13 protein-coding genes and 4 tRNA genes are annotated in these 18,528 nt (G+C 50.6%); 1 reads left to right on the top strand and 16 read right to left on the bottom strand.

Annotated elements, in window-relative coordinates; genetic code table 11:
• Positions 1 to 160: 160 nt before the first annotated feature.
• From G434_RS08350 to G434_RS08415, 14 genes are all read right to left on the bottom strand, one after another.
• Positions 161 to 700: a heat-shock protein C gene (locus G434_RS08350; protein ID WP_001309899.1), complete on the bottom strand. Its 540-nt coding sequence runs from the start codon at positions 698 to 700 to the stop codon at positions 161 to 163.
• Between the two features lie 213 nt (positions 701 to 913).
• Positions 914 to 5,137, bottom strand: coding sequence for a DNA-directed RNA polymerase subunit beta' (rpoC, locus tag G434_RS08355; RefSeq protein WP_000653944.1), 4,224 nt, complete (start codon positions 5,135 to 5,137; stop codon positions 914 to 916).
• 76 nt (positions 5,138 to 5,213) lie between these two features.
• The gene (gene rpoB, locus G434_RS08360) at positions 5,214 to 9,242 is read right to left on the bottom strand and encodes a DNA-directed RNA polymerase subunit beta (RefSeq protein ID WP_000263098.1); all 4,029 of its coding nucleotides are present in this window, start codon (positions 9,240 to 9,242) and stop codon (positions 5,214 to 5,216) included.
• A 319-nt stretch (positions 9,243 to 9,561) separates the two neighbouring features.
• Positions 9,562 to 9,927 carry a 50S ribosomal protein L7/L12 gene (rplL, locus tag G434_RS08365; protein ID WP_000028878.1) on the bottom strand — a complete coding sequence of 122 codons (366 nt, stop codon included), beginning with the start codon at positions 9,925 to 9,927 and terminating at the stop codon, positions 9,562 to 9,564.
• A 66-nt stretch (positions 9,928 to 9,993) separates the two neighbouring features.
• A complete protein-coding gene (gene rplJ, locus G434_RS08370) occupies positions 9,994 to 10,491 on the bottom strand; it encodes a 50S ribosomal protein L10 (protein ID WP_001207201.1) in 498 nt (165 codons plus the stop codon).
• Between the two features lie 291 nt (positions 10,492 to 10,782).
• Entirely contained in the window at positions 10,783 to 11,487 is a 705-nt protein-coding gene (gene rplA / locus G434_RS08375) for a 50S ribosomal protein L1 (RefSeq protein ID WP_001096684.1), read from the bottom strand.
• Between the two features lie 3 nt (positions 11,488 to 11,490).
• A complete protein-coding gene (gene rplK / locus G434_RS08380; RefSeq protein WP_001085926.1) occupies positions 11,491 to 11,919 on the bottom strand; it encodes a 50S ribosomal protein L11 in 429 nt (142 codons plus the stop codon).
• Positions 11,920 to 12,077: 158 nt separating this feature from the next.
• Positions 12,078 to 12,623, bottom strand: a complete 546-nt coding sequence (gene nusG, locus G434_RS08385) for a transcription termination/antitermination protein NusG (protein ID WP_001287516.1) — start codon at positions 12,621 to 12,623, stop codon at positions 12,078 to 12,080.
• Between the two features lies 1 nt (position 12,624).
• Positions 12,625 to 13,008: a preprotein translocase subunit SecE gene (secE, locus tag G434_RS08390; RefSeq protein WP_001275702.1), complete on the bottom strand. Its 384-nt coding sequence runs from the start codon at positions 13,006 to 13,008 to the stop codon at positions 12,625 to 12,627.
• 229 nt (positions 13,009 to 13,237) lie between these two features.
• Positions 13,238 to 14,422, bottom strand: a complete 1,185-nt coding sequence (gene tuf / locus G434_RS08395) for an elongation factor Tu (protein ID WP_000031784.1) — start codon at positions 14,420 to 14,422, stop codon at positions 13,238 to 13,240.
• Positions 14,423 to 14,536: 114 nt separating this feature from the next.
• Positions 14,537 to 14,612, bottom strand: a tRNA-Thr gene (locus tag G434_RS08400).
• Between the two features lie 6 nt (positions 14,613 to 14,618).
• A tRNA-Gly gene (locus tag G434_RS08405) sits at positions 14,619 to 14,693 on the bottom strand.
• A gap of 116 nt (positions 14,694 to 14,809) precedes the next feature.
• Positions 14,810 to 14,894, bottom strand: a tRNA-Tyr gene (locus tag G434_RS08410).
• An 8-nt stretch (positions 14,895 to 14,902) separates the two neighbouring features.
• A tRNA-Thr gene (locus tag G434_RS08415) sits at positions 14,903 to 14,978 on the bottom strand.
• A gap of 361 nt (positions 14,979 to 15,339) precedes the next feature.
• On the opposite strand from G434_RS08415, the gene coaA reads away from it, so the two are divergent.
• Positions 15,340 to 16,290, top strand: a complete 951-nt coding sequence (gene coaA / locus G434_RS08420; RefSeq protein WP_000023085.1) for a type I pantothenate kinase — start codon at positions 15,340 to 15,342, stop codon at positions 16,288 to 16,290.
• A gap of 28 nt (positions 16,291 to 16,318) precedes the next feature.
• Here the strand turns inward: coaA and birA are convergent, their stop codons facing one another.
• Together birA and murB are read right to left on the bottom strand one after the other, a co-directional pair.
• Positions 16,319 to 17,284, bottom strand: coding sequence for a bifunctional biotin--[acetyl-CoA-carboxylase] ligase/biotin operon repressor BirA (gene birA / locus G434_RS08425; RefSeq protein ID WP_000654618.1), 966 nt, complete (start codon positions 17,282 to 17,284; stop codon positions 16,319 to 16,321).
• Entirely contained in the window at positions 17,281 to 18,309 is a 1,029-nt protein-coding gene (gene murB / locus G434_RS08430; RefSeq protein WP_001016652.1) for a UDP-N-acetylmuramate dehydrogenase, read from the bottom strand. The genes birA and murB overlap by 4 nt, the downstream gene beginning before the upstream one ends.
• Positions 18,310 to 18,528 lie beyond the last annotated feature (219 nt).

Here is an 18,528-nt window from a genome sequence, read left to right as displayed (position 1 = left end):
AAATAAGAACACATGTTCTCATCTTCCAGGATGCAGCAGACTGAAGAAATTCAGACATCCCGCAACCTGCGATTATCGCAAGGTCAAGGCAAAGTCCGGTAATGGCGTTCTGAATACCAGAGATAATTCTCTGGCGAAACCCACCTTAAGGTGGGTTTTGTTATTTTGAGGGCTGAGGAAGCTGCTTATTTCTCAATAAGTTGTAGGCAATGGTGAAAAATTTCACTGATTTACCTTTCTGTTTTTCAGAAATGGGATAAGCGCTAGTTACATGCAAACGAAGTTTTTTCTTTTCCCTGAAAGCCCTGAACGCAACAAAGTAAAATGCCTTGTCTCTTCCGTTTAAATCCACTTCAATCACGGCATAGCTACCATACCCAGCATGAATAACGTTGCTTTCTGGCAGCGCCAAAATGATTCTTTTTAAGTGTATGCGCGCTAAGTTATAACGGTGCTGGCAGAAGGGACGAGATTCTTTAGGCGCGTGGTACATTAACGATTGTTTTTCTTCGTTAGTCTGATGTTCATAATCTTTTGTGAAGCAGTGAAGAGAGTAGGTAACCCAGAAGCGATACTCTAAAGGCTCTTTGCCCTCATGATGCTGAACGTAGACAGCCTGATGAGCATCAAGAAATGATAAATCACGAATATCACCATCCGGATGTCCAAAAGGTCGCCACTTCTCCACTTCCTGTTTCATTATCGTTCCTTAAGAAAGTCACACAGGAATAGTATCGAATTCTTGCCGAGCTTGACTCAATTAGTTCAGTCAGTTTCAGGATATTAGTCATCTCTACATTGATTATGAGTATCCAGAAATTCATTAAATATTCTGACAAATGCTCTTTCCCTAAACTACCCCCATAAAAAAAACCCGCCGAAGCGGGTTTTTACGTTATTTGCGGATTAACGATTACTCGTTATCAGAACCGCCCAGACCTGCGTTCAGCAGTTCTGCCAGGCTGGCAGATGCGTCTTCTGCAGTCACCTGCGGTGCAGCCGGAGCTTCACCCGCAGCACGGCGACGCATACGATCCTGGTGATACGCGTAACCGGTACCAGCCGGGATCAGACGACCCACGATAACGTTCTCTTTCAGGCCGCGCAGTTCGTCGCGTTTGCCCGCAACGGCTGCTTCGGTCAGCACGCGAGTGGTCTCCTGGAACGATGCCGCGGAGATGAAGGACTCGGTTGCCAGAGACGCTTTGGTGATACCCAGCAGATCGCGGGAGTAAGTTGCACCCACTTTGCCGTTCGCTTCCAGTTCGCGGTTTGCGATCTTGACGCGAGAGTATTCAACCTGTTCGCCTTCCAGGAAGTCGGAGCTGCCCGCGTTAACGATGGTAGCTTTACGCAGCATCTGACGAACGATAACTTCGATGTGTTTATCGTTAATCTTAACGCCCTGCAGACGGTATACGTCCTGTACTTCGTTAACGATGTAACGAGTAACAGCATGAACACCACGCAGACGCAGAATGTCGTGCGGCGCTTCCGGACCGTCGGAAATTACGTCACCACGTTCTACACGTTCACCTTCGAACACGTTGAGCTGACGCCATTTCGGAATCATCTCTTCGTACGGATCGCTACCATCTACCGGGGTGATAACCAGACGACGTTTACCTTTGGTTTCTTTACCGAAGGAAACGATACCGCTGATTTCAGCCAGGATTGCCGGCTCTTTCGGACGACGTGCTTCGAACAGGTCCGCAACGCGCGGCAGACCACCGGTGATGTCCTTGGTACCGCCGGATTCCTGCGGAATACGCGCCAGGGTGTCACCAGAGCTGATCTGTACGCCATCTTCCAGCTGAACAATCGCTTTACCCGGCAGGAAGTACTGCGCTGGCATATCGGTACCCGGGATCAGAACGTCGTTACCCTGAGCATCAACGATTTTCAGTGCCGGACGCAGATCTTTACCACCTGCGGTACGTTCTGCGGAATCCAGAACCACCAGCGAAGACAGACCGGTCAATTCGTCGGTCTGACGCGTAATGGTCTGACCGTCGATCATGTCAGTAAAGCGTACAAAACCGCTTACTTCGGTGATAACCGGCATGGTGTGCGGGTCCCAGTTTGCAACGGTTTCGCCGCCAGCAACCTGTTCGCCATCGCCTTTCGCCAGTACCGCACCGTAAGGTACTTTGTAGCTTTCTTTGGTACGACCGAATTCGTCGATCAGTTTCAGTTCGGTGTTACGGGAAGTGATAACCAGTTTACCGCTGGAGTTCACAACCGACTTCACGTTGCTGAGCTTGATGCTACCTTTGTTTTTCACCTGGATGCTGGATTCAGCAGCCGCACGAGATGCCGCACCACCGATGTGGAACGTACGCATGGTCAGCTGTGTACCCGGTTCACCGATGGACTGTGCCGCGATAACACCGATTGCTTCACCTTTGTTGATGATGTGGCCACGCGCCAGGTCACGACCGTAGCAGTGCGCACATACACCAAAGTCGGTGTCACAAGATACAACAGAACGTACTTTAACCGCGTCGACAGAGTTCTCTTCCAGCAGGTCACACCACTGTTCGTGCAGCAGCGTGTTGCGCGGAACGAGGATATCAGCAGTACCCGGCTTCAGAACGTCTTCAGCAGTTACACGACCCAGTACGCGATCGCGCAGCGGCTCTTTAACGTCACCACCTTCGATAACCGGAGTCATCATGATACCTTCATGAGTACCACAATCGTCTTCGGTAACCACCAGGTCCTGCGCCACGTCAACCAGACGACGAGTCAGGTAACCGGAGTTCGCAGTTTTCAGTGCGGTATCCGCCAGACCTTTACGAGCACCGTGGGTGGAGATGAAGTACTGGAGTACGTTCAGACCTTCACGGAAGTTCGCGGTGATTGGCGTTTCGATGATGGAGCCATCCGGCTTCGCCATCAGACCACGCATACCAGCGAGCTGACGAATCTGTGCCGCAGAACCACGCGCACCGGAGTCGGCCATCATGTAGATGCTGTTGAAGGAAACCTGCTTCTCTTCCTGACCGTCACGGTTAATCACGGTTTCAGTTTGCAGGTTATCCATCATCGCTTTGGATACACGATCGTTCGCCGCAGCCCAGATATCGATAACTTTGTTGTAGCGTTCGCCCGCAGTTACCAGACCAGACTGGAACTGCTCCTGAATTTCAGCAACTTCTGCTTCTGCCTCGGAGATGATTTCGTGTTTCTTCTCCGGGATGACCATGTCATCGATACCAACAGATGCACCAGAACGCGCTGCATAGGCGAAGCCGGTGTACATGATCTGGTCCGCAAAAATAACGGTCGGTTTCAGACCGAGAATGCGGTAGCAGGTGTTCAGCATTTTGGAGATTGCTTTTTTACCCAGCGCCTGGTTGACGATGGAGTAAGGCAGACCTTTCGGTACAATCATCCACAGAATGGCACGGCCAACAGTCGTGTCTTTCAGGCTGGTTTTCGCTACTAATTCACCGTTAGCATCTTTTTCATACTCGGTGATACGCACTTTAACGCGCGCATGCAGAGAAGCCAGACCAGAGCGATACAGACGTTCTGCTTCTTTCGGGCCAGTCAGCACCATGCCTTCGCCTTTGGCGTTAACACAGTCACGGGTCATGTAGTACAGACCCAGTACAACGTCCTGAGACGGAACGATGATTGGTTCGCCGTTCGCCGGGGAAAGGATGTTGTTGGTAGACATCATCAGCGCACGCGCTTCCAGCTGGGCTTCCAGCGTCAGCGGTACGTGAACTGCCATCTGGTCACCATCGAAGTCGGCGTTATATGCCGCACAAACCAGCGGGTGCAGCTGGATAGCTTTACCTTCGATCAGTACCGGTTCAAATGCCTGGATACCCAGGCGGTGCAGAGTCGGTGCACGGTTCAGCAGTACCGGGTGTTCGCGGATAACTTCGTCCAGGATATCCCAAACGACAGCTTCTTCGCGCTCAACCATTTTCTTCGCAGCTTTAATGGTGGTAGCAAGACCACGCAGTTCCAGCTTGCCGTAGATGAACGGTTTGAACAGCTCCAGCGCCATTTTCTTCGGCAGACCGCACTGATGCAGACGCAGGTATGGACCTACGGTGATTACAGAACGACCGGAGTAGTCAACACGCTTACCGAGCAGGTTCTGACGGAAACGACCCTGTTTACCTTTGATCATGTCGGCCAAAGATTTCAGAGGACGTTTGTTAGAACCGGTGATCGCACGACCGCGACGACCGTTATCCAACAGGGCGTCAACCGCTTCCTGCAGCATACGTTTTTCGTTACGTACGATGATGTCCGGCGCAGCCAGATCCAGCAGACGCTTCAGACGGTTGTTACGGTTAATGACGCGACGATACAGATCGTTCAGGTCAGAAGTCGCGAAACGACCACCATCCAGCGGAACCAGCGGACGCAGATCTGGCGGCAGTACCGGCAGAACGGTCAGGATCATCCACTCTGGTTTGTTACCAGACTGAACGAACGCTTCCAGCAGTTTGATACGCTTGGTCAGCTTTTTACGCTTGGTTTCGGAGTTGGTTTCGTTCAGCTCTTCACGCAGCTGTTCACACTCTTGCTCCAGATCCATGCTCTTCAGCAGGGCCTGGATTGCTTCCGCACCCATCTTCGCGTCGAATTCGTCACCGAACTCTTCCAGCGCGTCCAGATACTGCTCTTCAGTCAGGATCTGCTGACGCTCCAGGTTGGTCATACCGCCTTCAATAACCACATAGGATTCAAAGTACAGTACGCGTTCGATATCGCGCAGCGGCATATCGAGCAGCAGGCCGATACGGGACGGCAGCGATTTCAGGAACCAGATGTGCGCAGTCGGGGAAGCCAGTTCGATGTGGCCCATACGCTCACGGCGTACTTTAGTCTGGGTCACTTCAACGCCGCACTTCTCACAGATGACGCCACGGTGTTTCAGGCGCTTGTACTTACCGCACAGGCACTCGTAATCTTTTACCGGCCCAAAGATACGGGCGCAGAAAAGGCCGTCACGTTCTGGTTTGAACGTACGGTAGTTGATGGTTTCCGGCTTTTTAACTTCACCGAAAGACCATGAACGGATCATGTCTGGCGAAGCCAGAGCAATTTTGATCGCATCAAACTCTTCGGTTTTAGTCTGCGCTTTCAGAAACTTTAATAAATCTTTCACGGATTTGCTCCCGTCGGAGTTAGCACAATCCGCTGCCGGGTTTTACCCCGACAGCAGTGACCTGTTTGAGCGAGAATTACTCGTCTTCCAGTTCGATGTTGATACCCAGCGAACGAATCTCTTTCAACAATACGTTGAAGGATTCTGGCATGCCCGGCTCCATCTGATGGTTGCCGTCCACGATGTTTTTATACATCTTAGTACGACCGTTCACGTCATCAGACTTAACGGTGAGCATTTCCTGCAGGGTGTATGCTGCGCCGTATGCTTCCAGCGCCCACACTTCCATCTCCCCGAAACGCTGACCACCGAACTGTGCCTTACCACCCAGCGGCTGCTGAGTAACCAGGCTGTAAGAACCGGTGGAACGCGCGTGCATCTTGTCGTCGACCAGGTGGTTCAGTTTCAGCATGTACATGTAACCAACGGTTACCGGACGTTCGAACTGTTCACCAGTGCGACCGTCGTACAGGCGGATCTGACCAGAAGTCGGCAGGTCGCCAAGTTTCAGCAGCTCTTTAATTTCTGCTTCTTTCGCACCGTCGAACACCGGCGTTGCGATTGGCATACCTTTGCGCAGGTTTTCAGCCAGACGCATAACTTCTTCATCGCTGAAGGTACTCAGGTCAACTTTCTGACGAACGTCAGCGCCCAGATCGTACGCACGCTGGATGAATTCGCGCAGTTTCGCGACTTCTTGCTGCTGTTTCAGCATGGCGTTGATCTTGTCGCCGATACCTTTCGCAGCCATACCCAGGTGGGTTTCGAGGATCTGACCGATGTTCATACGAGACGGTACGCCCAGCGGGTTCAGTACGATGTCTACCGGCGTACCGTTTTCATCGTAAGGCATATCTTCGATCGGGTTGATCTTAGAAATTACACCCTTGTTACCGTGACGACCTGCCATCTTGTCACCAGGCTGGATACGGCGTTTAACCGCCAGATATACCTTAACAATCTTCAGCACGCCCGGTGCCAGATCGTCGCCCTGGGTGATTTTGCGGCGTTTCGCTTCGAGTTTCTTCTCGAACTCGTGTTTCAGTTCGTCATACTGCTCAGCCAGCTGTTCCAGCTGATTTTGTTTCTCTTCGTCGGTCAGGCCCAGCTCCAGCCAGCGATCGCGCGGCAGTTTGTCGAGCTTCTCAGCTTCAACGCCACCGGCTACCAGCACAGCACGGATACGGCTGAACAGACCCGCTTCGAGGATCTGCAGTTCTTCAGACAGGTCTTTCTTCGCCTGTTTGAGCTGCATTTCTTCGATTTCCAGCGCACGTTTGTCTTTTTCTACGCCATCGCGAGTAAAGACCTGAACGTCGATAACCGTACCGGATACACCGTTTGGTACGCGCAGAGAAGAGTCTTTAACGTCAGACGCTTTCTCACCGAAGATCGCACGCAGCAGTTTTTCTTCTGGGGTCAGTTGAGTTTCACCTTTCGGCGTTACCTTACCAACCAGAATGTCGCCACCGGTCACTTCCGCACCAATGTAAACGATACCGGATTCATCCAGTTTGGAGAGCGCAGCTTCACCCACGTTCGGAATGTCAGCGGTGATCTCTTCCGGCCCCAGCTTGGTGTCACGGGACACACACGCCAGTTCCTGAATGTGGATGGTGGTGAAACGGTCTTCCTGAACAACACGCTCGGATACGAGGATGGAGTCTTCGAAGTTGTAACCATTCCACGGCATGAACGCTACGCGCATGTTCTGACCAAGCGCCAGTTCACCGAGGTCGGTGGACGGACCGTCTGCCAGCACGTCGCCTCGTTCTACCGGTTCACCCAGAGACACACACGGCATCTGGTTGATACAGGTGTTCTGGTTAGAACGGGTGTATTTGGTCAGGTTGTAGATGTCGATACCTGCTTCACCCGGATACATCTCGTCTTCGTTAACTTTGATAACGATACGGGAAGCATCCACGTACTGAACGACACCACCACGTTTAGCAACCGCAGTTACACCGGAGTCAACGGCAACAGCACGTTCCATACCCGTACCAACCAGCGGCTTATCAGCGCGCAGAGTCGGAACGGCCTGACGTTGCATGTTCGCACCCATCAATGCACGGTTGGCGTCATCGTGTTCAAGGAACGGGATCAGGGACGCACCGACGGATACCACCTGCTGGGTGGATACGTCCATGTAGTCAACCTGGTCGCGGCTGAACAAGCTGGATTCGCCTTTGCTACGGCAAGTTACCAGGTCTTCTACGAAGTGGCCTTCTTCATCCAGGTTGGAGTTCGCCTGGGCGATAACGTAGTTGCCTTCTTCGATAGCAGACAGGTAGTGAATTTCGTCAGTTACAACACCGTCGGTCACTTTACGATACGGAGTCTCAAGGAAGCCGTATTCGTTAGTCTGTGCGTACACGGACAGAGAGTTGATCAGACCGATGTTCGGACCTTCAGGGGTTTCGATTGGACATACGCGACCGTAGTGAGTCGGGTGTACGTCTCGAACTTCGAAGCCTGCACGTTCACGGGTCAGACCGCCTGGGCCGAGTGCGGAGATACGACGTTTGTGCGTAATCTCAGACAGCGGGTTGTTCTGGTCCATAAACTGAGACAGCTGGCTGGAACCGAAGAACTCTTTCACTGCTGCGGAAATCGGCTTGGCGTTGATCATATCCTGAGGCATCAGGGTATCCAGATCGCCCAGAGACAGACGCTCTTTCACCGCACGCTCTACACGTACCAGGCCAACACGGAACTGGTTTTCCGCCATTTCACCAACGGAACGGATACGACGGTTGCCGAGGTGGTCGATATCATCGACTTCGCCTTTACCGTTACGGATATCGATGAGCTTTTTCATAACATCAATGATGTCGTCTTTGCTCAGGATACCGGAACCTTCGATTTCTTCGCGCAGCAGAGAACGGTTGAACTTCATACGACCAACCGCAGACAAGTCATAACGGTCTTCGGAGAAGAACAGGTTCTCGAACAGGCTTTCAGCTGCTTCACGAGTCGGCGGCTCGCCAGGACGCATCATGCGGTAGATTTCTACCAGTGCGCTCAGACGGTCGTTAGTTGGGTCGACACGTAAGGTTTCAGAGATATATGGGCCGTGATCCAGATCGTTGGTGAACAGCGTTTCGATACGCTTGTGACCAGACTGGCTCAGCTTAGCCAGCAGATCCAGGCTCAGCTCCATGTTCGCAGCACAGATCAGCTCGCCGGTAGACTCATCAATATAGTCTTTAGCAACCACTTTACCTGCGATGTACTCAACCGGGACTTCGATCAGTTTGACGTCGTCTTTTTCCAGCTGGCGAATGTGGCGCGCAGTGATACGGCGGCCTTTTTCTACGTACACTTTACCGTTAGCTTCGATGTCGAAAGATGCGGTTTCACCACGCAGGCGTTCCGGCACCAGTTCCATCTGCAGCTTGTTATCACGGATTTCAAAGATAACTTTTTCAAAGAACAGGTCGAGGATCTGCTCTGTGGTGTAGTTCAGGGCACGCAGAATGATGGTCGCAGGCAGTTTACGGCGACGGTCAATACGTACGAACAGGTTGTCCTTCGGATCGAATTCGAAGTCCAGCCAGGAACCACGGTAAGGGATGATACGCGCGTTATACAGCACTTTACCCGAAGAGTGGGTTTTACCTTTGTCGGAGTCAAAGAAGACGCCCGGACTACGGTGCAGCTGGGAAACGATAACACGCTCAGTACCGTTGATAACAAAGGTACCGTTGTCTGTCATGAGCGGAATTTCGCCCATGTAGACTTCTTGTTCTTTAATGTCTTTTACGGTGCCTTCCGGCGCTTCGCGCTCATAGATCACCAGACGCAGTTTAACGCGCAGCGGTGCGGAATAGGTCACGCCACGGATTTGACATTCCTGGACGTCAAACACCGGTTCGCCAAGGCGGTAGCTGACGTATTGCAGCTCGGAATTACCGCTGTAGCTCTGAATCGGGAATACGGAACGGAAAGCAGCTTCCAGACCATACTGCCCTTCAGGATCTTGCTCGATAAATTTCTGAAACGAGTCAAGCTGGATAGAAAGGAGATAAGGTACATCCAGAACTTGTGGACGTTTACCAAAATCCTTACGAATACGTTTTTTCTCGGTATAGGAGTAAACCATAGGGTTCCTCAGCTCGCTGACAAGTCGACCCATCTGTCCATTGAGCGGACAGTTTGTGCAACACTATTTTGTTGACCGGAAAATGGAACACTTTCCGCAATGCCTGTTGCTATCACGCTTAAACCATTTCATTGCGATTTACACAGAACGGACGTCCTGTCGCAGTATATTAAGTCGTCGATAGAAACAAGCATTGAAAGGCACAGCAGTAGTCAAACAGTGTGAAACGCTACTGGCGCCTTACAGCGCAAAAAGGCTGGTGACTAAAAAGTCACCAGCCATCAGCCTGATTTCTCAGGCTGCAACCGGAAGGGTTGGCTTATTTAACTTCAACTTCAGCGCCAGCTTCTTCCAGAGCTTTTTTCAGTGCTTCTGCGTCGTCTTTGCTCACGCCTTCTTTCAGAGCAGCCGGTGCAGATTCTACCAGGTCTTTAGCTTCTTTCAGACCCAGGCCAGTTGCGCCACGTACTGCTTTGATAACAGCAACTTTGTTAGCGCCAGCAGCTTTCAGAATTACGTCGAATTCAGTTTTTTCTTCAGCAGCTTCAACCGGGCCAGCAGCTACAGCTACAGCAGCAGCAGCGGAAACACCGAATTTTTCTTCCATTGCAGAGATCAGTTCTACAACGTCCATTACAGACATAGCTGCAACTGCTTCAATGATTTGATCTTTAGTGATAGACATTTAAATTGTTCCTGAATATCAGAATAAGTTTATACGTAAGCGAATGCGTTAAAAAGATAACTGCGATTAAGCAGCTTCTTTCGCATCGCGTACAGCAGCCAGAGTACGAACCAGTTTGCCAGCCGAAGCTTCTTTCATGGTTGCCATCAGGCGTGCAATTGCTTCTTCGTAGGTCGGCAGAGTTGCCAGGCGGTCGATCTGAGACGCCGGGATCAGCTCACCTTCAAAGGCAGCGGCTTTGACCTCAAATTTTGCATTCGCTTTCGCGAACTCTTTGAACAGACGAGCAGCAGCGCCCGGGTGTTCCATAGAGTATGCAATCAGGGTCGGACCAACAAACGCGTCTTTCAGGCACTCGAACGGAGTACCTTCAACAGCACGGCGCAGCAGGGTGTTACGAACAACACGCATGTATACGCCAGCTTCGCGACCTGCTTTACGCAGTTCAGTCATTTTATCTACAGTTACGCCACGGGAATCCGCAACTACTGCAGACAGCGCGCCTTTGGCTACTTCGCTGACTTCAGCAACAATCGCTTGTTTGTCTTGAAGATTTAAAGCCATTAGCTTTGCTCCTGGATGTTTGCCAGAGAAAATCTCTGGAACTCACTTCACTCCTCCAAACGGAGAGAGCGTCTTAATTACGGTGAGCAGAAACAAGCCAGAATATAAAAGAATAATCTTAGCGTTCTGTCACCGTCTACGCAGGGGATTAAGTTTCTTGCGAAACTCCTGCGGTCTTCGACGGAGGCCTGGATAGGCCAGGCTCCAACGAACAAATCTTTTTAGCTGCTAACTTTCGTTAGCATACGTGGGGGTAAGATTGTAGACAAAATCACCGCCCACGTAAAGGCATTAGTTTACAGAAGCGCTCAGGCCAGCCTGGTCAACTGCAACACCTGCACCCATGGTGGTGGAGATGCTAACTTTCTTGATGTACACGCCTTTCGCCTGAGTCGGTTTTGCTTTTTTCAGCGCAACCAGCAGAGCTTCCAGGTTTTCTTTCAGTTTGTCAGCGTCAAAGTCCACTTTACCGATGGTGGTGTGGATGATGCCGTTTTTGTCGTTACGGTAACGAACCTGGCCAGCTTTAGCGTTTTTAACCGCTTCAGCAACGTTCGGCGTTACAGTACCCACTTTCGGGTTTGGCATCAGGCCGCGCGGCCCCAGAACCTGGCCCAGCTGGCCAACAACGCGCATTGCGTCCGGAGAAGCAATAACAACGTCAAAGTTCATTTCGCCTTTCTTGATCTGGTCAGCCAGATCTTCCATACCTACCAGTTCAGCACCTGCAGCTTTAGCAGCTTCAGCGTTTGCACCCTGGGTAAATACAGCTACGCGAACGGAACGGCCAGTACCGTGCGGCAGTACAGTTGCACCACGTACGTTCTGGTCAGATTTACGAGCGTCGATGCCGAGGTTAACAGCTACGTCCACGCTTTCTACGAATTTAGCAGTCGCCAGCTCTTTCAGCAGAGCGATAGCTTCGTTGATGTCGTACTGTTTGGTTGCATCAACTTTCTCGCGGATAACACGCATGCGCTTGGTCAGTTTAGCCATTTCTTAGTCCTCCACTACCAGGCCCATGGAACGTGCAGTACCTTCGATGGAGCGAGTCATCGCTTCAATGTCGGCACCAGTCATGTCGGCAGCTTTGGTCTGCGCGATTTCCTGCAGCTGAGCGCGGGAAATTTTACCCACTTTGTCTTTGTTCGGCTTACCGGAACCAGACTTGATACCAGCCGCTTTTTTCAGCAGAACTGCTGCCGGCGGAGTCTTGGTAACGAAAGTGAAAGAACGGTCAGCGTAAACGGTGATTACTACCGGAATCGGCAGACCTTTTTCGATGGAATCAGTTTTTGCGTTGAACGCTTTGCAGAATTCCATGATGTTTACGCCCTGCTGACCCAGAGCCGGACCTACTGGCGGACTCGGGTTAGCCATACCAGCTGCAACCTGCAGCTTGACATAGGCTTGTACTTTCTTAGCCATTATAAATTCCTCAAGTTGGGTAATAACGCCTCTGAGAGGCTCCCCGTGATATAAAAAATAGTTTTACGGGCAAGGCCCATAAAAACAAAAGGCGCGAAATTGTATTCCAATCTCGCGCCTTGTGCAACGATTAAATCGCCGCTTTTTTGATCGCTGGGTTAGGCTTTTTCAACCTGGCTGAAGTCCAGCTCTACTGGGGTCGCACGACCGAAGATAGAAACAGACACTTTCAGACGAGATTTCTCGTAATCCACTTCTTCAACAACACCGTTGAAGTCAGCGAACGGACCATCATTAACACGGACCATTTCACCCGGTTCAAACAACGTTTTCGGACGCGGCTTATCACCAACCTGCTGCAGGCGGTTCATAATCGCATCGACTTCTTTATCGCTGATTGGCGCAGGACGATCGGAAGTACCGCCGATGAAGCCCATCACACGCGGTACGCTGCGCACCAGGTGCCAGCTCGCGTCGTTCATCACCATCTGAACGAGGACGTAGCCAGGGAAGAATTTACGTTCGCTTTTGCGACGCTGACCGCCACGGATTTCAACCACTTCTTCGGTTGGTACCATGACTTCACCAAACAAATCTTCCATGTTGTGTAATTTGATATGCTCACGTAGCGACGTTGCTACGCGGCCTTCAAAACCGGAAAACGCCTGAACGACGTACCAGCGCTTTTTAGGAGCTTCAGACATCTCAGAACCTCAGGCCAGTGATAAAGGATACCAGGCGAACCAGAATACCATCCAGTCCCCACAGGATCAGTGACATTACTGCGGTAACCGCAGCCACAATCAGCGTGGTGTGCAATGTTTCCTGGCGAGTCGGCCAAATGACCTTACGGACTTCGGTACGCGCTTCACGGGCAAAAGCAACGGTAGCTTTACCTTTTGTCGTTAACAGCGCGACACCACCCGCTGCAGCAATCAGAATTACTACGGCCAGCGCACGCAGCGGCAGCATAATGTCGCGATAAAGGTAGTTGCCGACAATCGCCACCAGGAGCAATGCCACCACAACGACCCACTTCATCGCTTCCAGGCCGCGCCCGCTTCCTTGAGCTTCGGTATTCGCACTCATAAACCAACCTGTCAGAAGTATTCTACAAACATTTTCACCCCGCGATCGCGAGGCAAACCAAATCGAAACGCGTATTAGCTTTTCGGATTATACGCCCTCAACAGAGCCTGTCTCAGCAATGATTATGACAAAGAAAATCACTGATGAGCCAGGTTCTGGTACGAAAGCGTGCAAAAAGGGCATCAAATGATGCCCTTTTAGTGCGCATTGCGTCAAATGTTATCGGCAATTAGCTCAGAACTTTTGCTACAACGCCCGCGCCAACGGTACGGCCGCCTTCACGGATTGCGAAACGCAGACCGTCGTCCATCGCGATCGGGTGGATCAGGGTAACAACCATTTTGATGTTGTCGCCCGGCATTACCATCTCTACGCCTTCCGGCAGTTCGATGGTACCAGTCACGTCAGTAGTACGGAAGTAGAACTGCGGACGGTAGCCTTTGAAGAACGGAGTATGACGGCCGCCTTCATCTTTGGACAGAATGTACACTTCAGATTCGAACTTGGTGTGCGGCTTGATGGTGCCCGGCTTAGCCAGTACCTGACCACGTTCGATTTCTTCACGTTTGATACCACGCAGCAGAACACCTACGTTCTCACCAGCACGGCCTTCGTCCAGCAGTTTGCGGAACATTTCAACGCCAGTACAGGTAGACTTCTGAGTCTCTTTGATACCAACGATTTCAACTTCTTCACCAACTTTGATGATACCGCGTTCTACACGACCGGTAACAACGGTACCACGACCGGAGATGGAGAATACGTCTTCGATCGGCAGCAGGAACGGCTTGTCAATCGCACGCTCTGGTTCCGGAATGTAAGAATCCAGGAAGCCAGCCAGTTCCAGGATTTTCGCTTCCCACTCTGCGTCGCCTTCCAGCGCTTTCAGAGCAGAACCACGAACGATCGGAGTGTCGTCGCCCGGGAAGTCGTACTGAGACAGAAGTTCACGAACTTCCATTTCAACCAGTTCCAGCAGCTCTTCGTCATCAACCATGTCGCATTTGTTCAGGAACACGATGATATACGGAACGCCTACCTGACGACCCAGCAGGATGTGCTCACGAGTCTGCGGCATCGGGCCGTCAGTCGCAGCAACTACCAGGATCGCGCCGTCCATCTGAGCAGCACCGGTGATCATGTTTTTAACATAGTCGGCGTGCCCCGGGCAGTCTACGTGTGCGTAGTGACGGGTCGGGGTGTCGTATTCAACGTGAGAAGTGTTGATGGTGATACCACGAGCTTTTTCTTCCGGCGCGTTATCGATCTGGTCGAATGCGCGAGCAGCACCGCCGTAGGTTTTAGCCAGTACGGTAGTGATTGCAGCGGTCAGCGTTGTTTTACCATGGTCAACGTGGCCGATAGTACCGACGTTAACGTGCGGTTTTGTACGTTCAAACTTTTCTTTAGACATCGATTGTCCCTCTAAGACACGGATAAATCGGTGATATCACCACATCAACCAGGCAACATGCCCGACTTGTTGAATGCAATAAACAGAAGGAAAAAACAGGAAGGAGAAAAGAAGTGGTGCTGATAGGCAGATTCGAACTGCCGACCTCACCCTTACCAAGGGTGCGCTCTACCAACTGAGCTATATCAGCACATCTTGGAGCGGGCAGCGGGAATCGAACCCGCATCATCAGCTTGGAAGGCTGAGGTAATAGCCATTATACGATGCCCGCATCCTGGAACTCGGCTACCTGATTTTCATTCTGCACTGAATATCGAGAGAAGCTCTCTTTATTCGAGCCGGTAAGCGAACTTATCGTCTCGGGCTACGCCATCGCGTGGCCGAAATTGGTGGTGGGGGAAGGATTCGAACCTTCGAAGTCTGTGACGGCAGATTTACAGTCTGCTCCCTTTGGCCGCTCGGGAACCCCACCGGACTTGATGGTGCCGACTACCGGAATCGAACTGGTGACCTACTGATTACAAGTCAGTTGCTCTACCTACTGAGCTAAGTCGGCATCAAGTAGCGCGCATTCTATGGAGACATGCGAGTTCATGCAACTAAAAAATTGCATAATTTGTTTTATTGGTCACATTTTATGCGGCACGATGAAGAAACAGCCGAACGGAGGGCAGATTAGCACACTTTTTCAACATTATTGTGCTCAACAATGCGCTCCTGCTAAACCATAATTCTTTTTATCAGATGGAATATCTGTCACATTGCTTTTCAACGATAGCTTCCTGGGAGAGATTTTTTCTTATTATTCCTCCCCATCTGGTGTTACCCTCCTGCCCATTAACCCATTCAACAGAACTGTGACGCGCCATGGCAAATATCGCTTTGCCGATAGAGCTATGACCGCCAGAAACATGCTTATGAGTATAAAAGAGCAAACGTTAATGACGCCTTACCTACAGTTTGACCGCAACCAGTGGGCAGCTCTGCGTGATTCCGTACCTATGACGTTATCGGAAGATGAGATCGCCCGTCTCAAAGGTATTAATGAAGATCTCTCGTTAGAAGAAGTTGCCGAGATCTATTTACCTCTGTCACGTTTGCTGAACTTCTATATAAGCTCGAATCTGCGCCGTCAGGCAGTTCTGGAACAGTTTCTTGGTACCAACGGGCAACGCATTCCTTACATTATCAGTATTGCTGGTAGTGTCGCGGTGGGGAAAAGTACAACCGCCCGTGTATTGCAGGCGCTATTAAGCCGTTGGCCGGAACATCGTCGTGTTGAACTGATCACGACTGATGGCTTCCTTCACCCTAATCAGGTACTGAAAGAACGTGGTCTGATGAAGAAGAAAGGCTTCCCGGAATCGTATGATATGCATCGCCTGGTGAAGTTTGTTTCCGATCTCAAATCCGGCGTGCCAAACGTTACAGCACCTGTTTACTCGCATCTTATTTATGATGTGATCCCGGATGGAGATAAAACGGTTGTTCAGCCTGATATTTTAATTCTTGAAGGGTTAAATGTCTTACAGAGCGGAATGGATTATCCACACGATCCACATCATGTATTTGTTTCTGATTTTGTCGATTTTTCGATATATGTTGATGCACCGGAAGACTTACTTCAGACGTGGTATATCAACCGTTTCCTGAAATTCCGCGAAGGGGCTTTTACAGACCCGGATTCCTATTTTCATAACTACGCGAAATTAACTAAAGAAGAAGCGATTAATACTGCCATGACGTTGTGGAAAGAGATCAACTGGCTGAACTTAAAGCAAAATATTCTACCTACTCGCGAGCGCGCCAGTTTAATCCTGACGAAAAGTGCTAATCATGCGGTAGAAGAGGTCAGACTACGCAAATAATTTTCAGGGGAGCTAATGCTCCCCTATCTTATTTTTCCGCACTACGCAGGGATATTTCACCGCCCATCCAGGGTTTTATTATTCCATCCTGCTCAAGCAATAAAGCGCCCTGTTTGTCTATTCCGCGTGAAATGCCAAATATTTCTTTATCACCAATGATAAGTTTCACTGGGCGATTAATAAAATTATCCAGCTTTTCCCAGCGCGAAAGATAAGGTGCCAATCCTTCTTGCTCGAAGAGTTCCAGCGCCGCGCGTAATTCACGTATGAGCATGGCCGCCAACGTATTACGATCGAGATTGATCCCCGCTTCCTGCAGCGTGATCCACCCCTGATTAACGACACTCTCTTCAACACGACGCATTGCCATGTTGATCCCGGCTCCAATGACTATTTGCGCCGCATCGCCGGTTTTACCAGTCAGCTCCACAAGAATGCCTGCCAGCTTACGATCCTGCAGATAGAGGTCATTAGGCCATTTAACACGAACTTTATCTGCACCCAGCTTGCGTAATACTTCCGCCATCACGATACCGATAACCAGACTTAAACCAATCGCCGCCGCCGGGCCTTGTTCCAGACGCCAGAACATCGACAAATATAAGTTTGCGCCAAAAGGCGAAAACCATTTCCGACCCCGGCGACCACGGCCAGCCTGCTGGTATTCTGCAACGCAGGCATCGCCCGATTTAAGCTCTCCGATACGATCAAGAAGGTACTGGTTCGTGGAGTCAATAACGGGCAGCACAGTTACGCTACCGCCATCCAGCTGACCCAATATCTGTTCAGCATTAAGTAACTGGATAGGCTCAGGCAGGCTGTATCCTTTACCCGGAACGGTAAAGACATCAACGCCCCAGTCACGCAGTGTCTGAATGTGTTTATTAATAGCCGCCCGGCTCATTCCTAACGTTTCACCCAACTGCTCACCAGAGTGAAATTCGCCATTCGCTAACAGCGCGATTAATTTCAGCGGAACGGTATTATCCTTCATGAAATCGTCTCCACTGCGCTAACTTCGCCTGATGCACCAATAAAGCGAACTTCGGGCTCAAGCCAGACATTAAATTTTTCACCCACTTTTTGTCTTACATAATGTGCCAGTTGCACCACATCTTCGCTTTTTGCATTGTCTTCATTAATGAGAACTAACGCCTGTTGACGGTGCACCGCAGCCCCACCCATTTGCATCCCTTTTAGCTGGCACTGATCGATAAGCCAACCTGCTGCCAGTTTTACTGAACCATCTGCCTGGGGATAATTTGGTGCTGTTGGAAATTGTGCCAGTAATGCTTTAGCCGTTTCGGCAGATACAACAGGGTTTTTGAAGAAACTACCGGCATTGCCATTCACTTTTGGATCAGGGAGTTTGGTGGTGCGCATATGACACACCGCATTAAATACTTGCTGTGGCGTTACTGTTGTAGGATCCAGACGAGTTAAGTCACCATACGTTAGTACAGGTTGCCACTCTTTTGGCAGACGCAGACCTACGGCTACAATGGCGAAGCGGTCCTGGTATTCATGTTTAAAAATACTGTCGCGATAGCCAAAACGGCACTCTTTGGCAGTTAAGCGCACCTGCTTGCCTGTCGCCAGTTCAACACAGTCAACATAAGCGCAAACTCGCTGTAATTCTACGCCATAAGCACCAATATTCTGGATAGGTGATGAGCCGACACAACCAGGAATTAATGCCAGATTTTCCAGACCAGGCATACCTTCCTGCAAAGTGTATTTTACCAGGCGATGCCAGTTTTCTCCGGCTCCTACATGTAAATACCACGCATCAGGTTCATCATGAATTTCGATACCTTTGATCCGGTTGATGATCACCGTGCCGCGATAGTCTTCCAGAAAAAGTACATTACTTCCTTCACCCAGAATAAGAACGTGTTGTCCTTCTGCGGTTGCATGCTGCCAGGCATTGAGTAGTTGTTGTTCGTCTTCGGCACATACAATGTGCTGAGCATTATGATCAATGCCAAATGTGTTCCAGGGTTTTAAGGAGTGGTTCATAGCTGCTTTCCTGATGCAAAAACGAGGCTAGTTTACCGTATCTGCGGGGGGATGGCTTGTAGATATGATGACAGGAAGAGTTTGTAGAAACGCAAAAAGGCCCAGTCTTCCGACTGAGCCTTCTGCTAAATTTGATGCCTGGCAGTTCCCTACTCTCGCATGGGGAGACCCCACACTACCATCGGCGCTACGGCGTTTCACTTCTGAGTTCGGCATGGG

The organism is Escherichia sp. KTE172 (assembly GCF_000408845.1).
GTDB lineage: Bacteria > Pseudomonadota > Gammaproteobacteria > Enterobacterales > Enterobacteriaceae > Escherichia > Escherichia coli.
Note: the sequence above shows the minus strand (reverse complement) of the source record. Positions and strands in the feature narration are given on the sequence as shown.